Here is a 15,400-nt window from a genome sequence, read left to right as displayed (position 1 = left end):
ATGTCTGTTGCTATTATATGATGCAATTCCTTTATTCATCCGTGAAAAGTACGTCCGTTCACAAACTCATCTTCTTCTATTATGCCGAATTTTGTCTAGAATGTAAATACACACAGCCTGCTTCAACCTAATAACTGGTGCAGACGTTCATGCCATTGTAACGTTTCAGTTTCTTGTTTAGTTGATGCTTCTGACTTAATCAGCCAGTCATCATCAAGATTTTGACAGTTTGAACAGCAATCTTTTTCTGCCGGAAAAATATTTTCACCGAAAAATTGTACCAATTTTTCACGCAAACAACTATCACTTTTTACATAGCTCTCCATTTCCGCAATTTGCTTCTCTTTCACTTGATATATTTGTTGGATTTGTCGAATAACATTTTCCACATCATATTGTTCCAAATAATAATCAAGTAAACGACTAGCTATTTCCGATAGTCCAGCTTGCTCGGCAGCCAATTGACTCCCCGTACCCGATTGCAGTAAAGAATGATAATACAAGATTTGCTGTTCATCTGGCAGATCCTCATAAACTATGAACTTTACTTTCTGACTATCACGCTCACTATACAAAAGAGTGACTGCGGCTTTATCCCCGTCACGTCCTGCACGTCCTACTTCTTGAATGTATGCGCTTGGCGTAGCAGGTAGATGTTCATGAATAACTTGCCGGATATCATCTTTATGAATTCCCATACCAAATGCATTGGTAGCACAAATCCACTCGAGCTCACCTTGTATAAATTGTTCTTGAATAATGGATCGTTCATCCTGTTCTTTGCCGCCATGATAACTTGCTGTTGGGATTCCTCTCTCTCGAATTATGGCCGAAAGTTCATCCGCACGTTTTCGTGACGCCACATAAATAACGCCAGGCCCAATCGTCGTAGCTAGTCTTTCACTAATCCACTCAGTCTTTGCCGATTCATTATCCACATGCACAATACGATAGGATATAGCAGGACGATCCATCGGCTGTCGTTGTATGTGAGGATTTCTTAAGCGTAAGTAAGTGATGATGTCTTCTACTACCTTTTTATTCGCAGTAGCAGTTAATGCCAATACAGGTGCTCTTTCTGTGAATGAGAACAGTTCTTTTAGCCGTAAATAGTCTGGCCGAAAGTCAAACCCCCACTCCGAAATACAATGAGCTTCATCTACTACAAAAAAAGCAATTTGCAGTTGTTGAACTAGCTGTCGGACATGTTGTTGCATCATCATTTCAGGCGATAAGAAAATGAACTTATACTGCGCCATAGTAGAGAGCGCCAACTCCTTTTCCTTCCTAGATAAAAATGAATTGATAGCGACCACACGTTTTTCTTTATGTTTTCTCAAATTGGCCACTTGATCTTCCATCAACGCAACGAGCGGAGAGATGATGATCACTATTCCATCAAGCATATAGGCGGGTAATTGATAGCAAAGTGACTTCCCCATACCCGTTGGAAAAATTGCCACAGTATCTCGTCCAGCCAATAACTCCGTAATCACTTCTTGTTGGCCAGGTCGAAATGATTCATAACCAAACTTTTGATGCAATACTTTCTGAAGTTCCATCAGCTCTCTCTCCTTTCCATGATGATGATTAATCGCAGTTGAAAATACGACAATTCCGGGCATTGCTGTTTCAACAAACGCAATCGTTTAGTCTGCAACTGTTCAACATGACGCCAAACCGTAACCATTTGTTCTTTCGTTACAAATTCTTCATATGGAAAGTTATCCATATTGGCCGCTAATTCAATGAAATGATCCTCTATAGTACTCAATTTCAAATTTCGTAGTGAGGCAATTTGCTCCAGCGAATAGCCTCGCTCGAATAGTTTCCGTGTCCGTTCAGCAGATTGTGTCAAATATGTGTCCACTCTGCAGTCCGCTGCTAATTCTGTCAGCAAAGGCATGTTCGGTTGCTGGAGTAGGAAATCGAGCAAGATATGTAATGCTTCTAAATAGTAAAGTTGTATAGTCTTAGCCGATACGTTTAGACTAGCCGCCAGCTGTTCCCAAGTAGACGCAGTAAGCCCGTATCCCGTCAATCGACTAGTCACTATCGTACGTTGCAAATCTGATAATGAGGAATGAATTAGCGCGTGTTCCAATTCTTTTCGCAATGATGTGGATAGATTAGTCATGCTATTTGATTGATTACGTAAAAGTCCTTTGATAAATTGCTGGGTAGGCAACTCCTTTTGAATTGGCATGAACATCGTCTCACCGCTGCGTAAATTGGACAACGTCTGTACTAGCAAGGCCAACCGTCTTCCGAACTCTCTTTCACGTCCTCGGTAATTCCAGCCATTAAATCGCCACATTTCACTACCCGTCGCCATCTGACCTTTTGCTGTCACATAGACGAGTTCATTTATTAAGATCAGTCCGTCAGCCTGCATTCGCTCTAACGCTTGCTGGAATTCGCTTGCCGTCAATTGTGGCAACAATGCATAGTATGATTTAACTTGATAATATTCAACGTCTTGTAACGTCTGCCCTGACCGTTTTCCGCGAAGTATATGATAGACACCTTGCGCTGAACGTTCACCATGGAGGCGTTGAAAGATCGTTAATAAGATTGAATCCAAACTCATTTGCGCGCCCTCCTTGAAGAAATTGCGTATTTTTGTTGAAAAGTGATGAAAACAGCTTTAGAATAGAGTAGATACAAAATAGGTTGAGTGAATGGAAGAAGGGAGAAAGACAAATGTCTAGCAAAAAGTTTACGATTGTCGATCAGGATACGTGTATAGCCTGCGGGGCCTGCGGAGCTGCTGCGCCGGATATCTATGATTATGACGATGAGGGAATTGCATTTGTTATTTTAGATGATAACATGGGAAACACTGAAGTTCCAGAAGAACTGATGGAGGATCTCGAGGATGCATACGATGGCTGCCCTACAGATTCAATTAAAATTGCGGATGAAGCCTTCGAAGGCGATCCATTAAAATATGAAGATTGATTCAGTCCTCACAACACTTCCTCCCATATGGAAGTGTTGTTTTTTACTTGTTGAATAAAATATAGCCGCCACTAGTTAGCGAGTGCATAACAAATTCCCGTATATAGAATAAACTGACGAGATGTTGGGATCGGGATTTTCACTGAAATACGTTCAAAGAGCACAATGCGTAACCCACCGTAGAAAGTGAGTGCACTATGTCCATCCACTACAAACGTAAGTTTCGGTCAAAAAACTCGGTCGACCCCAGCTTGCTCTTTCGGAAAGCGTCTTCAGGTGGCGCTTTCACTCCTTCGTACTCACTTGCCAATCCTCTATTTACAGTAAAAACGCCAGCCTCCCGTATATTCAGGATGACTGGCGTTTATTTGTTTAGAACGATAATTTCTTTTGTTGCTGATTAATCCACTTCTCCATGCTTCTATATAACATCAACGTGATGACTAATAGCATTACGCCTTTGATTAAGTTGAACGGTAAGATCCCCAATACGATTATCTGATACAGCGAATCTCCTGTAACTGCTGGCATACCTAGGAAATATGTGTACATCGGCAAGAACACTAAGTAATTTAATATGCTCATACCTACTGCCATCGCTACTGTACCTGCGATCAAACCTGATGCAAGACCTTTAGCTGAACGATACTTCATAAAGATCCAGTAGATTGGCATAATAAATAATACACCTGTCACAAAGTTTGCGACTTCCCCTACCGGTACGCCTGTTGGACTTCCTGATAAGAACCAATGCATGACGTTTTTCAATAACTCTACGCCTATACCTGCAACAGGTCCCATTGTCATGATAGCCAGTACAGCAGGAATCTCACTGAAATCGATCTTCAAAAATCCAGGCATTGCCGGGATTGGAAAGTTGAACTGCATTAACACAGTTGAAATACTTCCCAAAATAGCCACCAAAATTAGCTTACGTAACTTCTTATTATTCATTTGTTCCTCTCTCCTTTTGCGATTCACTTCAAAAGAGGAAAGGCTGGCTCATCCATTGTTCCGCTAAAAATCCCTAAAGCAAATTATGCTTTAGGGAGAATAAAATGCACTGTTAAGAACAGATAAATCACACAAACTTATCCGTCAGGTAACAAGCACCACTTTTGCGTACACAAAAAGATGGCTGCACCTTCACCTTCTCCCATCCAGACTATACTGTCGGCTCCGGAATCTCACCAGAATCAGCTGTTAAGCTCGCGGGCTAAAAGTAGTATTCTACTTCATTTCCGCCGGTCGGGAATTACACCCTGCCCCGAAGATGAATCAATATTTAGTTATGAACCTATTATAACGCAAAAAAACTGTTTTGTAAACTTCACAAGTTTACAAAACAGAATTATTCGTTAATTAAATACTTTGGATTTACACCAATGGGTTTTTCCAATGGCTGAGTGAAATCAAATCTCATCCATTGTTCTTGTACGACTCGTTCGAATTTTACGTAGTTATCGAAACTTGCCGCTGTCATCAAGATGCCTTCTATTAATTGCAGCGCTTCTTCTTGTTGCATCTTTTCTAAATCAAGTACTTCAGTGAATTTCACGTTAACCATATCTTTTTCTACTTTAACCGTGAAGTCAATTCCTTCAGGGACCACAGTCGAATACATATCATTCGGTGACTTTTTCATGTCAATCAATGCTTGCTCTACCGTAAGGGAAGTTTTGCCGAAATTAGTGGACAGTACTACTTCCCCATCTGACTTCATGTATCGATAGTATGCTTGATGCGAAACCGTACCTAACAAAGTGATCGGTTCCTCTACTTGACCTACTTGATCCAATGTAATTGCAGAAGCATCTTCTTGTAGCCACACGATTTCATCATATCCTTGAAACGTATCTAGTAGAGACAAATTTAACATCTCAAGTGTCGCACTCGACACGTCATAAGTATGATCTGTGGCAAACTTCATTTGAACTTGATGACCATGTGAAGAAATGATCGCTTTATAAGGATGATATTCTATAAATCCAAGCGCCTCTTCATCTATTTTATTTGCATACTCGTTATAAAGTGTCACTGCATCCGAAGAGCCTCCTAAGCGTTCATGCAAGCTTTCATTCGGTAGTAGGAACGTAACTGGAACAACGGTCGCCTGATCGGTGACAAGGCCAATATGAAACGCTGTGTGATCCACGACATTAGCAGGATAGGCCGCGTACGACAGTGGTGCTGTGACCTGTCTTGTAAACACAGATGCATCACTTGCTTCGCTCGATTGCATTTCTTCATTACTCTCCATCTTAATAGCATCAGCTGAATCTTCCGTCGTTGCTTTATCCAGTGATACTTCATTATTCTGTTGAATGAATACCGGCAGGATGATGGTGAGCAATAAAATCGCTGCAACAATTGCAATAAGTGAAGACCATTTAGGTTTGAAAGGCTTTTTTATAGGCTGATTCGCTCCAGAGAGTCTTGAATCACTTTTTAACCGCTGCATAATCTCATCTTTAGAACGCTGATCTTTCACGACCGGCATGTCACGTAAACGTTTCTCGAGATTGTCTTCATTCCATTTATCTCTGCTCATGTCATCTATCCTCCCTGACCGAACCTGCTTCCAATTTCGCCTTTAATGCTTTGATTGCCCGATGTTGTGTTGTTTTCACTTTGCTTTCGGTCCAGCTTAAAACCTCAGCCGTTTCAGCAATCGATAGATCCTGGAAGAACCGCATAAGGATGACCATTTTCTGATCACCCGTACATGTGTGTAACGCTTCAAGCACTTGTTTCTGCTCTTCGCCCGCTTCCACTAAATGTTCGGGCGAGTGGTCTATTGAAATTAATTGCTCTGTTTCCCAATTGAAATGAATATTTGTATGTTTCATGCTGGTCGATTGTTTTCGGAAAAAGTCGATGGAGACATTTTTCGCAATCGCAAATAACCAAGTTTTCTCAGAACTCTTCCCTTCAAAACGGCCGTATGATTTGAGAACACGCACATATACCTCGTGCATCAAATCTTCCGCTACCTCCCGATTGCGAGTCAAATAAGTGAGGAAGTTGAATACGTCACGGTTATAGTCTTCATATAATCGTTGAAAAACGGAGTCATCCATTCAATCCCCTCGCTCTATAGTAGTCGTTTCAATCTAAGAGAAGTTTCATGTGTTTAATGCTTCAAATGGTAGTGAACAAATAAAGATGGTTCCTTTTTCATCTCCACGTGTCGCTAAAATCGAACCGTTATGGGCTTCCATAATATTTTTTGCGATTGCCAAACCAAGTCCTGTACCGCCTTTTCCTCTTGTTCTAGCTTTATCCGCCTTATAGAAACGCTCAAAAACAAATGGCAAATCTTTTTCAGGAATACCGACACCTGTATCAGCTACTGTTATATCAAGCATTCCGGTAGACCGGTAGACGGATAGCGTCACGGCTCCACCGTCCGGAGTATGACGAATGGCATTGTCGATCAAATTAGTGAATACTTGCTCCAGACGATCTTCATCAGCCGTTATTATTAGGGTATTCAACTCATCTGTTTTCAAAGACAAGTCCACTTTCGCGTCTTTTGCCACTTGTGAGAACTTTGTCACTATACGTTCTAAAAACTCCACAATTGATAGGGGGCTTTTATTCAATTGAATATAGCCTGACTCCATTCTTGCTAAATTCAACAAATCCGTGACGAGGCGGCTCATACGCTTGGATTCATCATGAATAATCTGGACCATTTCCATACGTTCTTCTTCACTGCTCACTACATCATCTATGATGGCTTCACTATATCCTTGCAACATCGAAATGGGTGTTCGTAATTCATGCGATACGTTAGCGATGAAATCCGAACGTAATTTATCCAGTTTATGTTGTTCCGTCATATCACGAAATACTGCCACCGCTCCCCGGATACTATTTTCACTGTATAAAGGGCTAATAGAGATCACATAAAACTGTCCGCCCAATTCCAACTCGTCTTCCACTTCCTCTGCGAATGAAATGGCATGCTCAAGCATATGGAAAACATCTTTAGGCAATGGATGATGACTTTTCTGATTGTAACCATACCATTTCTTCAACAGTAACTCAGCTTGCGGGTTTTTCAAAAGAATTGAATAATCTTGATTAAACGTCACGACTGCATCTGTCATAGATGTAAGAATGCTAGAAAGCTGTTCTTTCTCCTGCTTAATCAATTCAATATTATATTTTAGTTGACGTCCCATCTGATTGAATGCAGTTGCTAACTGACCAATTTCGTCTTTTTGCGCAACAGGTAAATGTGTATCGAAATTTCCTTTAGACAACTCAAACGCCGCTTGTTTCATCTTACGCAATGGCAAGGTAATCCGCGTAGATAAGAAAAATGCAAAGAATGTAGTCAAAATAAACGCGATGAATGCGGAGAGGAAGACAATATTGGTTGTACTTTTCGTCGTACGGTGCACGGCATCGAGGCTTTGATACATGAGTACACTCGCTTGCTCACCGCTAGCTTGTTCGAATGGATAGGATAGAATCAAAAATTGCTCCATGACGTCTTGCTCAGTCAATGAAGGCAATATCATTTCTTTCATTTTTTGCTTCCCAAGTTCCGGTAACTCATATAAACTGCTTTCGGACAGCAATTTATCTTCAATCTCCTCTTTACTTGAGGACGTATGAAATGAATACAAAATATCACCTTGTTGATCCACTACAATGGCATTCGTCTCCATGTCGAGAATATCCTCTATAATTTGGTGCATGGAATCGGCCGTTTGTCCGCTCTGATCATTGACAATTTTACTGATGGTGGCTGCTTCCCTTTGCAAAGATTCTTCTGCTTGTTTTGTATGGAAATTATCTAGAAACTCGAGTAGGAACAGTGTCACGATAAACAAGACAAAGGAAACGAGAAGCAATATGGTGGCCCATAGCTTCCCGACAATTGAATTCCATATTCTCATCATTCGTTTGGAACCTCGAACTTATATCCGACACCCCAAACGGTGACAATCATTTTCGCTGCCCTTTCTGAAACACGGCTCAATTTTTCACGTAGCCGTTTGACATGCGTATCCACTGTACGCAAATCTCCAAAGAATTCGTAATGCCATACTTCTTTTAGTAATTGTTCACGATCGAATACTTTGTCCGGTGATTTCGCTAGGAAATATAATAACTCATATTCTTTCGGTGTTAAATTAACTTCTTTACCTTCAGCTGTGACACGGTGAGCGTCATGATCGATCGTCAGCTGCGGGAAGACGACTAAGTCTTTCGATGTTGTGTTAGACGATACATTCGGAAATGCAACTGAACGTCTGAGCATAGCTTTTACGCGTAAGACTACTTCTCTTGGGCTGAATGGTTTCACGATGTAATCATCTGCACCGCTTTCAAACCCGCTTACACGGTCTGCTTCTTCACCTTTTGCTGTCAATAAAATAACAGGTGTCATAATTTTATTTTCACGCAGTTCAGCTAATACTTCCATGCCATCTTTCTCAGGCATCATCACGTCGAGCAGTATACAATCGTATTGTCCAGCAAACACTTTTTCTAAAGCATCGGCTCCATCGACCGCTTCTTCAATTTCATAACCTTCCCTAGATAAATACATATTCAACAGGCGACGAATGCGATCCTCGTCATCCACCACTAAGAGCTTCACAGTTTCTTCCACAATTCATTACCCCTTTCGACAACCTTCTAACACCATTGTACAATTACTGACCTATAAAAAGAAATAAAAAGACTGCATGACAATGAAAGTCATGCAGTCGAAGATTATGCGTATGAGTGTAAACCTGCAATAATTAAATTTACAGCAATTAAGTTAAACATGATGATAACAAATCCGATGACAGCAAGCCATGCAGACTTTTTACCTTCCCAACCTTTTGATAAACGCAAGTGAAGGAATGCAGCATAGAACAACCATGTAATGAGTGCCCACACTTCTTTCGGATCCCAACCCCAGAATCGTGACCAGGCTTCATGTGCCCAAATCATGGCGAATATCAACGCACCGAGCGTAAAGACTGGAAAACCAATCAATACAGCACGATAGCCAATTTCATCCATCAGTTGAGAATTCGCCTTCTTCGCTAACGGTTGGAATACCGCGGCAAGAGGCTTGCGTGCAATTAGGCGTAATAATACATAAAGCACTGACCCTACAGCTATAGACCAAACAAGAGAAGACAGTTTTTGTGCATTGATAATCGGAGGCAATTCAACCCAAGGTGTCATTTTCTCCGGTGTCATAGCTTCATACTCATTCATTCCGAATAATGGAGGTATGTGATACGTAATTTCCGCTGGTGCCTCATCTTTATCTATATACGTGAATTCTGCTTCATAGTTCATGACGTTGAAAGTCGTTGAAGATACAACAAAACCAAGAACTAGAACTAACGTATACATAACCGCTTCTATCCAAAAGCGTGATTTAGATTTTTTTGTCATATCGATATTCTTCACTAAGAATACAAGACCCGCTATCGCACTGATCGCCAGGATCGATTCACCAATAACCGTCGTAATTACGTGAATGAACAACCATTTACTTTGAAGTGCGGGAATTAGTGGGGTGACTTCCGTTGGGAACATCGTTGCATATGAAATAATAATAATCGCAACTGGCAACGCAAATAATCCAAGTGATGGTGTTCGGTAAATAATATATAACATGATGAATGCCCCTACGAGCATCATGCCGAACGCAGTTGTAAACTCGAACATATTACTAAGTGGTGCATGACCTGATGCAGCCCATCTTGTAAAGAAATAGCCCAAGTGAGAAAGGAACCCGATGATAGTAATAACTAAACCGATCGTTCCCCACTTACTATTATGATAAGCTTTTTCTGATTTCGACTTTTTTATAGCGCCCCCAAAAAAGAGCGTCGCTACTAAATAAGCAACAAATGAAACAAATAATAAGTTACTACTAATGGTAACTAAGTCCATATTTCCTCGTACCCTTCCTGTTCCGGCTTGTCCAACTCAGGATCCTGACGATCTATATAAGCAGGCAAGTCTGCTGTTTCTCGTAATGTATCCAGCTCTTTACGCAATGAGAACCAGTTTTTGTTCGTATGTGCAGCAATCAATAGATGTCCTTCTGTATCTTCTTGGATCCATACTCTACGGTGTTGCCAGTACATACCTTGAATAACACCAATCATAAATACTAGACCACCGAGTAAGAGGATATATAAAGTTTTATCTTTGCGAATTGTTAAACCGGAAATGTTTCGAGTCTCTGCAGCTGCAAACTTAATCGCATAGTCGTTCTCTTCTACTTCTAGCGTTTGACGAATTGCAACGAAACTCTTTTCACCTTCTGGCTTATCCGGTGTGTTCATTTGAAAAATGAATGCTGGATTATTTGGAACAGGTGACTTTGAATAGGGTTCCCCGTCTTTAATTCCATCATAATCCGGATAAAAACCTAGCATATTGACAGTAGATCCATTTCCAAGATCATATACTTTCGCCGGATCACTTAAATTTACCGTGAATTCTCCCAGAGATTCTTCAGAAGATTTATTCACCAAATGAAATGTCATGTTTTTAAGCTCGTCCAGTTTATAATCCATCTGGAAAACATTGTATCCATCAAACTTCAATGGTTTGTTTACATTGATAGCGTAATCTTTCACTTTTTTAAGGCTTTCACTACCAGGTAGTGCTCCCTCATCTTGTTTATACAACGTAACATCTGTTGTATACGATTTAGCAATCATACCGTTTTTCTCCAACGCCTCACCGAAGACTTCCGCTGCTTCTTCTTTTGTATAATTCTCTAACGTGAACTTTTTATTTTCAAGTACATAACCCGGTGCTCCAACGATATTACGTGTTTCTCCTTCACGAAGCCACATCGCTTCGTCAACATAAAAGCCCGGAATTCCTCTAAGCAAAACACCAGAAATGAAAATAATTAATCCGACGTGGTTAACATATGGGCCCCAGCGTGAAAAACGATTTTTTTCAGCTAAAATCGCACCATTTTCTCTTTTCACATTGTAACGCATTGCTTGTAGTTTCTCTTCTGCTTTTGCAAGTGATTCTTTCGTATTTCGGACATCGCCTTCTCCGAAAATCCGCTGACGCTTCATAAAGGAAGGATGACGCCGTGTACGTTGCTTTTTAAGTGATTTATAAAGCGGAACCACACGGTCAATACTTGCGATGATAATAGACGTTGCAAGCATACCGACTAGTACTTTAAACCACCAGCTATTATACATATCATAAAATCCTAGCTCATAATAAAGCTTTCCTACCGTACCATACAGACGCTCATAGTATTCCAAATAGCCTTCCGGCGTAGTGGCAGGTACATAGAACTTCTGCGGAAAGATGGTTCCAATTGCTGACGCGATTAATACCGCTGCAATAATACTGACACCAATCTTCACACTGGAGAAGAAGTTCCAAATTTTATCGATAATGGAACTCTTATAGGTTTGGGATCTTCTAGAAGATCCCTCGTAGCGCATATCTACAATATCACTTTTCTTTGCTTTTTCAGATAAGGGACGACCACACTTCTCACAAAGCTCTGTACCATAAGGATTTTCATGCCCGCATTGGCATTTGATTTTGCTCATTGAGTAACAATCTCCTTACTTTGGTTGAATGCTTTCTAAATACTCGTAAATTTGCTGTTCTGTCATTCCCTGTTTAATGACTTTCGTAATCTTTCCTTCTGAATTGATGAGGAAAGTTGTAGGTAATGGTTTGATATTATACAAATCCATAACAGTTTTGTTCTTATCCCATAACATCGGGAATGAAAGGTCCATGTCGTCTCTAAAAAGTTCTATTTTCACTTTTGGTTCTCCTACGTTGACAGTCAGGATATGTACACCCTTCGCTTCAAAGTCTTTATAGAGATCCTCCATATGAGGCATTTCCTTTTTACAAGGTGGACACCATGTGCCCCAGAAATTCAGGAATACGCCTTGCCCTTTGTAATCCGACAACTGATGTTTATTTCCTTCTAAATCTACAAGCTCAAAATCAGGCGCTGTATCCCCTTCCGCCAAAACTTTCACTTTATCTTTTGAAGTAATTGCGTAGACAATAATCGCAGCTAAAATTAATAGAAGGGCTGTTCTGCTAATTAGCCTGATAGTCTTTTTATTTTTGGCCAATCATATAACCTCCTGTCTAATTTATGTTCCAACTGCTATTATAGCAAAACATAAAATCAGTTGGCCCGGCACTAGTGATAGGTTTGTGAACTTTTGACACTTTCTTAGCCGATCTTTCCTGTTTCTGCTAACACGCGTAGTTGTTTCAATTCATGCCTTGTTAGTTCACGCGCTTCTCCGGCATTCAATCCGCGAGTTGTCAAGTTAGCAAACTCTTCACGCTTTAATTTTTGCACGGGACAATTAATTGCATCGAACATTCTTCGGACTTGACGGTTACGCCCTTCATGGATTGTGATCTCGACAATCGCAGAATTCGTTTTTTTATCTGAGCTCGTCATTTTCACACGCGCAGGAGCAGTACTTCCGTCTTCTAGTTCGATTCCTGTCTCCAATTTCTTGAGATCATCACGAGAAGGAATTCCTTTTACTTTAGCCACATATTTCTTTTTAATTTCGAATTTTGGATGAGTCATTAAATACGAGAAATCTCCATCGTTCGTCATCAGCAATACGCCTGATGTATCATAGTCCAGTCTACCGACAGGGAATATTCTCTGGCTGACTTCAGGAATTAGATCCATTACGGTTTTACGACCTTTTTCATCATCTACAGTCGAGATATAACCGCGTGGTTTATAAAGTAAATAATAGACAGGTGTTTCTTTTGTCAGTTGAACGCCTTCTACTTCAATTGTGTCCATTCTGCTAACTTTTGTGCCTAGTTCCGTTATGACTTTACCATTCACTTTAACTAAACCGTCCAATATTAGTTTTTCTGACTTTCTTCTTGATGCCACGCCGGCTTGTGCCAATACCTTTTGTAATCTTTCCATGGGTTCCTCCTTGATGTTACATACTGAAAAAATTATGTCACACTTTGGGGCAAATGAAAAGAAGACTGACCTGTGTAGGACAATCTTCGAAATAGTGTGTTTTCTATTCACTTTTCGGTCACGATATCTACCGCTACCGTCTTAATGGGTTCTGTACCTAAATAAATAGACCAATAGCCTTTTTTCTGTTGTTCATCTGCTTGTGGAATCTGTAACACATTGGACAACATTTTTTTCTCTTTTTTCGTTAGAAGTACTTTAACAGATTGATCTAACTTTGCGGTCATATGAGGAAATACTTGATACTTCCCTTTTTTCACTGCTGTATACGATTGATATTCGGAAAACACTTGCTGAGATAACTGTTTATGGACTTGCCAATCGTCTCCATTATTTAGCGTAACGACAATGACAGACTTTCCATCCTTTTCAAAATAAGTAGCCAATGTACGTCCCGCTGCTTTTGTGAAACCTGTTTTGCCTGCAACAGCAGTAGGTTCAGATAGCACTAGGCGATGTTTGTTTTGCCAACTGTTTTTACCATGTTCCGTTTCAAAAGGATAGTTCTTTGTTGAAGCTATTTTACGGAATTCCGGATTCTTCATGGCAAAGTACAACATTTTAGCCGTGTCATATGCAGACGCCAGATGATGCTCACCGTGCAAACCGGACGGATTCATAAAATGCGTCTGCTCCAATCCGTGACTTTGCGCCAATTCATTCATTAGATAGACGAATCCTTCAAGTGACCCACCTGCATGTTCAGCCAGTGCCGACGCTGCATCATTACCTGAACGAAGCATGAGACCGTATAACAGATCTTTCGTCTTCATTACTTGACCCGTTTCAAGATAAATAGATGACCCTTCTGCCGTTGCGGCATCTGAGGAAATGACCGTCTCTTCTTCATGGGGCTTTAACTCCAAAAAAGTATAAGCCGTCCACATTTTAGTTAAACTTGCGATGGGTAGTGGTTCATGTTCATTTGATCCCATCAACAACCTACCATTCTCTCCATCTATCACTGCAAAAGACGAACCTGCCGCCTGACTACTTACGGGATTCATCAATAATCCAACTATCAGTAGAACGATGACCAAAATCTTTCTCAAGCATCATGTCCTCCTTCTTCTGTAATGGAAAATGCCTCTTGGAATTTTGTCATGAATAAATCCGTTTCCTCCGATGTTTCCTGTTCTTCGTCAAGTGACAGCGGGGGCATATCTTCGAGCGATGTCAGTCCAAAACGATCTAGGAAAAAAGTTGTCGTACCATATAAAATAGGCCGGCCAGGTCCATCCATGCGCCCTACTTCCTCTACGAAGCCTTTACCTGCCAATGAAGACAATGCACGCTCAGACTTTACACCACGCAAGTCATCGATCTCTACGCGCGTTACAGGTTGCTTGTAAGCAATGATGGCAAGCACCTCGAGTGCCGCTTGTGTGAACGTAGACGGTTTTGGATCTTCTAACATTCTTTTGATGTCATCTGCCCATTCACTCTTCGTCATTAAGCGGAAACTTCCGCCATAACTTTTTAACGTTATGCCACGTGTGTCATCTTCGTCATATGCCTCTTGTAACAAATTCAGTACTTGTTCTGCTTTTTGCTCTCCGCATTTTAACAATGTGGCTAACTGTGCAAGAGTTAACCCCTCTTCACCTGCAACGAATAAAAAACTTTCCGTCATCCCAATGAAACGGGTTTCGATGTCCATTCCTATCATCCCTTCAGATCAACGAGATTCGTAATTCTTCAAAATTATTACTTTGTCGTACTTTCACTTCTTGCAATTTCATTAGTTCGAGCAATGATAAAAATGTTAATACGAGCTCAGGTACAGTTGTCGTTTCAAAAAGTGCATGGAAATCACATTCTCCACCACATAGTTCTAACTTACTCATGATCGATGACATCTTATCCCCGACAGATTGTTCAGATTTTGTTATACTCGCTGTAAGAGGCAGCTTGAGTTTCTTTCTGTGTAGCATTTTCTGAAATGCACCAATCAAGTCAAAAACATTTAGCTGATCTTCCGTCTCGGTTACAAGCGGTTCACCATAATCCGTTAAGTCTTCAGGCTCCTTGGTGAAATGCTCATCACGATATGCTGCGGATTCACGAAGAGAGTTGGCCGCTTCTTTAAACTTTCGATATTCCATTAATCGAGCAATCAATTCTTCACGCGGGTCTTCCTCATAACCGAATTCTTCGATGAACGCTTCTTCTTCATTGACCGGCAACAGCATTTTGCTTTTTACTTCAAGCAACGTCGCTGCCAGTACAAGGTATTCACTTAATTCATCCAATCGAAGAACGCGCATGGCATGCAAATGTTCTATGTACTGCTGTGTTAGCTCCGCCATGGGGATGTCATAAATATCAATTTCGAGCCGATTGATCAAATGCAATAACAGATCAAGCGGTCCTTCGAAGACTTCGAGTTTTACACTATAACTCATTTTCACCAACCTACCTAACCAG

Annotated in this window: 15 protein-coding genes and 1 riboswitch; of the genes, 1 reads left to right on the top strand and 14 read right to left on the bottom strand. The window is 40.7% G+C overall.

The window, feature by feature from the left end:
• Positions 1-122 precede the first annotated feature (122 nt).
• Positions 123-1,562: a RecQ family ATP-dependent DNA helicase gene (locus CSV77_RS01685; RefSeq protein ID WP_158231998.1), complete on the bottom strand. Its 1,440-nt coding sequence runs from the start codon at positions 1,560-1,562 to the stop codon at positions 123-125.
• Complete coding sequence (locus CSV77_RS01680) at positions 1,562-2,590, bottom strand: YpbB family protein (RefSeq protein WP_099672046.1); 1,029 nt, start codon at positions 2,588-2,590, stop codon at positions 1,562-1,564. The genes CSV77_RS01685 and CSV77_RS01680 overlap by 1 nt, the downstream gene beginning before the upstream one ends.
• 113 nt (positions 2,591-2,703) lie before the next feature.
• Here CSV77_RS01680 and CSV77_RS01675 point away from each other — a divergent pair, with 113 nt between their 5' ends.
• Complete coding sequence (locus tag CSV77_RS01675) at positions 2,704-2,961, top strand: ferredoxin (RefSeq protein WP_099631542.1); 258 nt, start codon at positions 2,704-2,706, stop codon at positions 2,959-2,961.
• Between the two features lie 372 nt (positions 2,962-3,333).
• Here CSV77_RS01675 and CSV77_RS01670 read toward each other — a convergent pair whose 3' ends face one another.
• The 12 genes from CSV77_RS01670 to CSV77_RS01615 form a co-directional block, all read right to left on the bottom strand.
• Complete coding sequence (locus CSV77_RS01670) at positions 3,334-3,915, bottom strand: ECF transporter S component (RefSeq protein ID WP_099672045.1); 582 nt, start codon at positions 3,913-3,915, stop codon at positions 3,334-3,336.
• 190 nt (positions 3,916-4,105) lie between these two features.
• Positions 4,106-4,240, bottom strand: a riboswitch (FMN riboswitch).
• Positions 4,241-4,312: 72 nt separating this feature from the next.
• On the bottom strand, positions 4,313-5,512 hold the full coding sequence (locus CSV77_RS01665; RefSeq protein ID WP_099672044.1) for a hypothetical protein: 1,200 nt from the start codon (positions 5,510-5,512) through the stop codon (positions 4,313-4,315).
• Between the two features lies 1 nt (position 5,513).
• Positions 5,514-6,041, bottom strand: coding sequence for an RNA polymerase sigma factor SigX (locus CSV77_RS01660; RefSeq protein ID WP_099636006.1), 528 nt, complete (start codon positions 6,039-6,041; stop codon positions 5,514-5,516).
• Positions 6,042-6,086: 45 nt separating this feature from the next.
• Complete coding sequence (locus CSV77_RS01655; RefSeq protein ID WP_099672043.1) at positions 6,087-7,877, bottom strand: ATP-binding protein; 1,791 nt, start codon at positions 7,875-7,877, stop codon at positions 6,087-6,089.
• Positions 7,874-8,593: a response regulator transcription factor gene (locus CSV77_RS01650; RefSeq protein WP_085133365.1), complete on the bottom strand. Its 720-nt coding sequence runs from the start codon at positions 8,591-8,593 to the stop codon at positions 7,874-7,876. The genes CSV77_RS01655 and CSV77_RS01650 overlap by 4 nt, the downstream gene beginning before the upstream one ends.
• 104 nt (positions 8,594-8,697) lie before the next feature.
• Positions 8,698-9,882 carry a c-type cytochrome biogenesis protein CcsB gene (gene ccsB, locus CSV77_RS01645; protein ID WP_099631537.1) on the bottom strand — a complete coding sequence of 395 codons (1,185 nt, stop codon included), beginning with the start codon at positions 9,880-9,882 and terminating at the stop codon, positions 8,698-8,700.
• Positions 9,873-11,531 carry a cytochrome c biogenesis protein ResB gene (gene resB, locus CSV77_RS01640; protein WP_099672042.1) on the bottom strand — a complete coding sequence of 553 codons (1,659 nt, stop codon included), beginning with the start codon at positions 11,529-11,531 and terminating at the stop codon, positions 9,873-9,875. The genes ccsB and resB overlap by 10 nt, the downstream gene beginning before the upstream one ends.
• Before the next feature lie 15 nt (positions 11,532-11,546).
• Positions 11,547-12,077, bottom strand: coding sequence for a thiol-disulfide oxidoreductase ResA (resA, locus tag CSV77_RS01635; RefSeq protein WP_099631535.1), 531 nt, complete (start codon positions 12,075-12,077; stop codon positions 11,547-11,549).
• 104 nt (positions 12,078-12,181) lie between these two features.
• Entirely contained in the window at positions 12,182-12,913 is a 732-nt protein-coding gene (locus CSV77_RS01630; RefSeq protein WP_099636002.1) for a pseudouridine synthase, read from the bottom strand.
• Between the two features lie 107 nt (positions 12,914-13,020).
• Entirely contained in the window at positions 13,021-14,025 is a 1,005-nt protein-coding gene (locus CSV77_RS01625; RefSeq protein ID WP_233191592.1) for a D-alanyl-D-alanine carboxypeptidase family protein, read from the bottom strand.
• Entirely contained in the window at positions 14,022-14,633 is a 612-nt protein-coding gene (gene scpB, locus CSV77_RS01620) for an SMC-Scp complex subunit ScpB (protein WP_369802714.1), read from the bottom strand. Before scpB ends, CSV77_RS01625 begins: the two co-directional genes overlap by 4 nt.
• A gap of 13 nt (positions 14,634-14,646) precedes the next feature.
• Complete coding sequence (locus CSV77_RS01615; RefSeq protein WP_099631532.1) at positions 14,647-15,378, bottom strand: segregation/condensation protein A; 732 nt, start codon at positions 15,376-15,378, stop codon at positions 14,647-14,649.
• Positions 15,379-15,400 lie beyond the last annotated feature (22 nt).

Origin of the sequence: Sporosarcina sp. P16b, assembly GCF_002743065.1 — a bacterium.
GTDB lineage: Bacteria > Bacillota > Bacilli > Bacillales_A > Planococcaceae > Sporosarcina.
Note: the sequence above shows the minus strand (reverse complement) of the source record. Positions and strands in the feature narration are given on the sequence as shown.